The following is a 5538-nucleotide window of genomic DNA, read 5'->3' as shown; positions in this document are numbered from 1 at the left end:
TGCCGGTCGGCCTCCTCGCGGCGGGCGGCCAGCTGGATCTCGAACTCGGCCTCGGCCTGCGCCCGCTGCGCCTCGGACTCCTCCAGGATGCGCTGCGCCTGCGCGCGCATCTCGTCGGCCTGCCGCTTGGCGGTGGTGAGGATCTCGTCCCGCTCGCGCTTGGTGGACGCCCGCAGCTGGGCGACCTCGCGCTCGGTGGTGGTGCGCAGCTTGGCGATCTCGCGCTCGGCGGTGGCGCGCTTCTCGGCGACCTCGTGGTCGGCGGTGGCGCGGAGCTTGGCGATCTCGCGCTCGGTGGTGGAGGTCAGCTCGTCGGCCTCGCGGCGGGCGGAGGTGCGCACCTCCTCGGCCTCGCGCTCGGCGGCGCCCCGCATGTCGTCGCACTCGCGCTGGGCGGTGGCGCGCAGCTCGGAGGCGTCGTTCTCGGCGGTGGCGCGCAGCTCGGCGGCCTCCACCTTCGCGGCGGCCTTGATCTCGTTGGCCTCGCTGCGGGCCGCCTGGACGAGCTCGGTCGCCTGCTCCTCGGCGAGCCGGAGGAGTTGCTCGATGCGGGCGCCGAGACCCGAGTAGGTCGGGCGCTCCTGCTCCTGCAGCTGCCGGTGGGCGTCCGCCAGCTCGCGCTGGAGCTGCGAGGTCGACTCGCGGGTGGTGCGGACCTCGTTGTCGAGCTGCTTGATGTGCTCGTCGACCTGGTGCCGGTCGTAGCCGCGAAGCACCACGTCGAACTCGCGCGGGGGCGTGTCTTCAAAGAAGTTGCTGAGCTGGGCGTCGATGTCGGACTGCATGTGGCTCAATCCTGGTGTGACGGGGCTACGGGCCAAGGTTCCGGGGACCGGTCGATCGCCTGCCTGAGGGGCGCGCCGCCCCAGACCTCTTCCGGCGAATGCAGCGTACTCCGGGTGCTGTGCTGTTGGGGGCTCAACCGAACGGACTGGGAGGTTTGTCCCGTTTGTCCGTTGAGCCCCGGACGCTCGATCCCGCAGGGGTTTCCGCTGTGAAATGCACCAGAAGTGTCCGAACGGTTACAGCACACCATCCCTGACGCCCCTACACCGCGCTGTGATATCGATCACGTCACGATCTCGTCGGTCCGCCGCGGCGGGGCGCTCCACGGGGGCGGCGGGCGCCGCGCGGAGGTCAGGTGCTCTTCTGCACCAGCTCGGTCAGGACGCCGTGGCAGTCCTTCGGGTGCAGGAAGGTGATCCGGGAGCCGAGCGAGCCGTTCCGCGGGGCGTCGTAGAGCACCCGGACGCCCTTGTCGGCGATTCCGTCCGCCTCGTCCTGGACGTCCCCGTCCGTCCCGAAAGCAATGTGGTGCACGCCTTCGCCGTTCTTGGCCAGCCACTTCGCGACGGTCGAGTCGTCCCGGACCGGAGTGATGAGCTGGATGTAGCTGGCCGCCCCGTCGCCGGTCCCGTTGATCCTGAGCATGGCCTCCCGGACGCCCTGCTCCTCGTTGGTCTCGTAGTGCACGTCGGTGAACCCGTAGGTCTCCCGGTAGAACGCGACCGTGGCCTCCAGGTCGTGGCAGGCGATGCCGATGTGGTCGATGCGGGTGAGCATGCTTCCTCCCCGGGGCGAAGAACGTTCGGTCCTGCTGAGTATCGTGGCAAACGTCCCGCCGTACCTTCTCGTGGAGGCCCCCTTTGTCCGTCGGTTCCGTCATCGTCGCCGGTGCCCGCACCCCCATCGGGCGGCTGCTGGGCTCGCTGAAGGACTTCACCGCCGCCGACCTCGGCGCGCACGCGATCAAGGCCGCGCTGGAGCGCGCCGGGATCACCGGGGACCAGGTCGAGTACGTCATCCTCGGCCAGGTGCTCCAGGCGGGGGCGGGCCAGATCCCGGCCCGCCAGGCCGCCGTCAAGGCCGGCATCCCGATGAACGTGCCGTCCGTCAACATCAACAAGGTCTGCCTGTCGGGCCTGGACGCGATCGCGCTCGCCGACCAGCTCATCCGGGCCGGCGAGTTCGACATCGTCGTCGCGGGCGGCATGGAGTCGATGACCCAGGCCCCGCACCTGCTGCCCAAGTCGCGCGGCGGCTACAAGTACGGCTCGGTCGAGATGCTCGACCACATGGCCTACGACGCGCTCACCGACTCGTTCGAGGGCATCTCGATGGGCGAGTCCACCGAGCGCGGCAACGCCGAGCTCGGCCTGACCCGCGAGGAGCAGGACGAGTTCAGCGCCCGCTCGCACCAGCGCGCCGCCGACGCGATCAAGAACGGCCGGTTCGACGCCGAGATCGCGCCGATCGAGATCCCGCAGCGCAAGGGCGACCCGATCGTGTTCGCGGCGGACGAGGGCGTCCGCGGCGACACCACGGCCGAGACCCTCGCCCGGCTCCGCCCGTCCTTCGCCAAGGACGGCACGATCACCGCCGGCTCCGCCTCGCAGATCTCCGACGGCGCCGCGGCCGTCGTGGTGATGTCCAAGGCCAAGGCCGAGGAGCTGGGGCTCGACTGGATCGCCGAGATCGGCGCGCACGGCAACGTCGCCGGCCCGGACAGCTCGCTGCACTCCCAGCCGTCCAACGCGATCAAGCACGCGCTGGGCAAGGCCGGCCTGACCGTGGACGACCTCGACCTCATCGAGATCAACGAGGCGTTCGCGTCCGTGGGCATCCAGTCCATGCGCGACCTCGGCGTCGGCCCGGAGAAGGTCAACGTGGACGGCGGCGCCATCGCGGTCGGCCACCCGGTCGGCATGTCCGGCGCCCGGCTCGTCCTGCACCTGGCATACGAGCTGAAGCGCCGCGGCGGCGGCCTGGGCGCGGCCGCGCTGTGCGGCGGCGGCGGCCAGGGCGACGCCTTGATCATCCGAGTCCCCGGCTCCGCCGAACTCGCCTAGCGGCTCGCCCGGCGGTCCGGGCACTCCCGCGAGCGCGGCATCGCTTCGCGATCAACCGTGCGGGGGCTCGCCTTCGGCGTTGCCCCCGCACGGTCGGTAGCGCGCTCGCGCCGGTTGGGCCCGTCGCGGGCTTCGCGCGCTACTGGGACGCCTGCTGGATCGTGACGGTCTTGAACCCCAGCGCGCGGAGCATGTTCTCCAGCATCGACTTGGTGTTCTGGTCGGCGCGGGTCTGGAGCCCGCTCTGCTGCGCGGCCGTCTGGATCTTCTGGGACGCCAGCACGTACAGCTGCTGCTGGTTGTTGGGGTTGGAGCTGAAGAAGTCCCCGAAGCGGTCGAACAGGCCGCGCTCCGTGGAGAACACGTAGCTGCGCTTCGGGTCCAGGTTCGTCGTGTCGAGCTGGGCGCGGGGGAGCCTGACGGTCGCGGCCGTCCGGTCGGAGTTGACGGTGATGGCGCCCGAGCCGAGCTTGGAGAAGTCCACGTACGCGTTCACCGAGCCCTGCCCGATGAACAGCGTCCGCCTGCCGCGCAGCGCGCCGGGCAGGTACTTGGCCTCCTTGTCCAGGTCCACGACGACCTGGAAGTCGCCGCTGGCGGCCTGGTAGCGGTGCATGTCGCGGACGGACCGCAGCAGCGCGGGGCCGCTGCGGTCCTTGGTGTCCTCGGCGAAGGGGTCCAGCCAGTGGGGGAGCAGCCGCAGGCCGTTCTGGACGACGAGCACGACGGCCACGGTCGCCGCGACCAGAAGGAGGACGACCCCGAGCCGTCCCCACCGGCGGTCCTGCCTGGCCGGGGCCGGTGTCTCTTGAGGCGGTGCTGGCTTCATGCCCACAACATGCCCAATTCTTGGCAAACCTTGCCGCGGGCGCGAAGCCGGCTCACCGGCCGCCGGACGCGCGTCCCGGGCCGCCGCGGCTCAGTGGGCCGCGGCCTCCTCCACCTCCAGCAGGGACGCGCTGCGCAGGTGCGCCTCGTGGGCGGCCTTGCCGCCGCGGACGCCGAACAGCCGCTTGGTGACCACGATGTAGACGATCAGCCCGATGTTGATCAGCAGTGCGCCGATCCGGACGACGGTGATCCGCTCGGACAGCTCGTAGATCTCGATCGGCAGCCCGAACGAGGTCGCGATCACCGCGAAGTACTCGCCCCAGCGCTGCAGCAGCCAGAGCCCGATCGCCTCGATGATCTCGACCGCGGCGTACACCAGCAGTCCCACGGCCAGCCACCGCAGCGTCCCGGGCGTGAGGTCGAACACCTTGCGGAACGACTCCACGATCTTGGAATGGTCCAGGTCCCAGCCGACCTGGTCGGCCAGCGGGCGCAGCAGCGGGATCTCCTTCTCGAAGATCCGCTGGATCGAGCCGCGGTGCTCGGAGAACCGCCACACCCCGTACGCGGCGGCGAGCACCACCAGGCCGCGGATGACCCGCTCGACCGCGAAGAACCGCATGATGAACGCGTCGCGCAGTTCCTTGCCGCGCTTGACCAGCGGCGCGTGGTCGGCGGGTCCCGCGCCGTGCGGGTCGCCGTGGATGTAGGCGCCGCAGCGCAGGCACCGCCAGGCGTCGCCGACGGGCGTCTCGGTGTGCAGCCGCAGTCGCAGCCGCGGTTCGTCGGGCGCGTAGGTGATGTGTCCCTTGCGCGCGCAGGTCAGCAAACTCCAGTCCACGCGGTCACCCTAGAGGTGCGCGGGGTCCCGGGCCGAGGGCCGGAAGCGGGCGGCGCCGGGGGACGGGTGTGAGCAGCGTCATAGGGCCGTCCGAAACACTGCGAAGGTGGCGGTACGTTAGGTGCACGTGGACATCGTGAAAACCCTGCGGATCGTCTCCGTGGCGGAGGCCGTCTCGTTCCTGGTGCTTCTGCTCGTGGCCATGCCGGTCAAGTACATCGGCGATGAGCCGGCGGGCGTCCAGATCATGGGGCCGATCCACGGTGTCCTGTTCCTGGCCTACGTCGCCCTGGTCCTCGCCGGCCGCCGGGCGGTGGGCTGGGACAACAAGCGGACGCTGCTGGCGCTCATCGCCTCGGTGCTCCCGGTCGCACCGTTCTTCGTCGAGCGGAACTGGCTCCGGCCGGTCGCCGGCGCCCCGGTGCGGGCGGACGAGGCGCCGGAGCGGCAGGCGGTGTGAGCGCCGCGTCATAAAGCTTCTGCGTGGTCGCGGCGGGTCTGGGGGGTCCTGTCGTGGCCGCGCAGAGGGTACTCAGCGCCCCCGCCGGGCGTCCTGTTCCAGGTCGTCCGGCGCGGGGCGCGTTCCTTTGCCCGCTGACTTCCCGAACGGCAACGGCACCGACCTGCCCCGCACGTCGGCGTGACCCGGCCTCACCTTGCCGGTGACCGGTCCGTCAGGCACGCGCCCGCCAAGCGGTGACGGCCTCGCAGTCGTCTTCCCGCCGCCGGGCTTGGACGCGCGGGAGGGCTTCCCCCGGCGCTTGGACGAGCGTGCGGACGCCTTCCCGGACGACGACGACCGGCCCGGGACGCGCCTGCCGGACGACGTCCGCCCCGAGTGCCCTCTGCCGGACGTCGCCGAGCGCGAAGCCCCTCCACCGCCCGCCGCCCCAGGGCCCGCGGTCGTCTCACCAGGCCTCATGGAGCGTGAGAGCGTCCCGTCGGACGAGGACGCGCCCGCGGCCCTGCCGCCGGGCCGCCCGCCCGGCTCCTCGCCCGGTTCCACGCGCGACGTCG

6 protein-coding genes and 1 pseudogene are annotated in these 5538 nt (G+C 71.5%); 3 read left to right on the top strand and 4 right to left on the bottom strand.

All coding sequences use genetic code 11. The annotated features are described in order from the left end of the window. Together AB0J52_RS25120 and mce are read right to left on the bottom strand one after the other, a co-directional pair. The coding region (locus tag AB0J52_RS25120) for a DivIVA domain-containing protein (RefSeq protein WP_500184648.1) at positions 1–785 on the bottom strand (785 nt) is incomplete at its 3' end. A gap of 352 nt (positions 786–1137) precedes the next feature. Next, complete coding sequence (gene mce, locus AB0J52_RS25115; RefSeq protein WP_500184646.1) at positions 1138–1563, bottom strand: methylmalonyl-CoA epimerase; 426 nt, start codon at positions 1561–1563, stop codon at positions 1138–1140. Positions 1564–1646: 83 nt separating this feature from the next. Between mce and AB0J52_RS25110 the strand changes: the two genes are divergently transcribed. Continuing rightward, positions 1647–2849 (top strand): acetyl-CoA C-acetyltransferase, encoded by a 1203-nt coding sequence (locus AB0J52_RS25110; RefSeq protein ID WP_500184644.1) that lies wholly within the window; start codon positions 1647–1649, stop codon positions 2847–2849. A 139-nt stretch (positions 2850–2988) separates the two neighbouring features. Here AB0J52_RS25110 and AB0J52_RS25105 read toward each other — a convergent pair whose 3' ends face one another. Then, entirely contained in the window at positions 2989–3678 is a 690-nt protein-coding gene (locus tag AB0J52_RS25105; protein WP_500184641.1) for a DUF4230 domain-containing protein, read from the bottom strand. Between the two features lie 90 nt (positions 3679–3768). After that, positions 3769–4521 carry a DUF2127 domain-containing protein gene (locus AB0J52_RS25100; protein WP_500184639.1) on the bottom strand — a complete coding sequence of 251 codons (753 nt, stop codon included), beginning with the start codon at positions 4519–4521 and terminating at the stop codon, positions 3769–3771. Between the two features lie 127 nt (positions 4522–4648). Between AB0J52_RS25100 and AB0J52_RS25095 the strand changes: the two genes are divergently transcribed. After that, a complete protein-coding gene (locus tag AB0J52_RS25095; protein WP_500184637.1) occupies positions 4649–4981 on the top strand; it encodes a DUF3817 domain-containing protein in 333 nt (110 codons plus the stop codon). A gap of 301 nt (positions 4982–5282) precedes the next feature. Beyond that, a pseudogene (locus AB0J52_RS25090) lies at positions 5283–5538 on the top strand (hypothetical protein); the annotation flags it as partial.

It is taken from the genome of Spirillospora sp. NPDC049652 (genome assembly GCF_040675125.1).
Lineage (GTDB): Bacteria > Actinomycetota > Actinomycetes > Streptosporangiales > Streptosporangiaceae > Spirillospora.
The sequence above is the reverse complement of the archived record's forward strand: the minus strand, read 5'-3'. Positions and strand labels throughout refer to the sequence as shown.

Bases quoted from the DNA above. Each gene is read 5' to 3' on its own strand.
- mce (WP_500184646.1), bottom strand. From the start codon at position 1,563: ATGCTCACCCGCATCGACCACATCGGCATCGCCTGCCACGACCTGGAG.
- AB0J52_RS25105 (WP_500184641.1), bottom strand. From the start codon at position 3,678: ATGAAGCCAGCACCGCCTCAAGAGACACCGGCCCCGGCCAGGCAGGAC.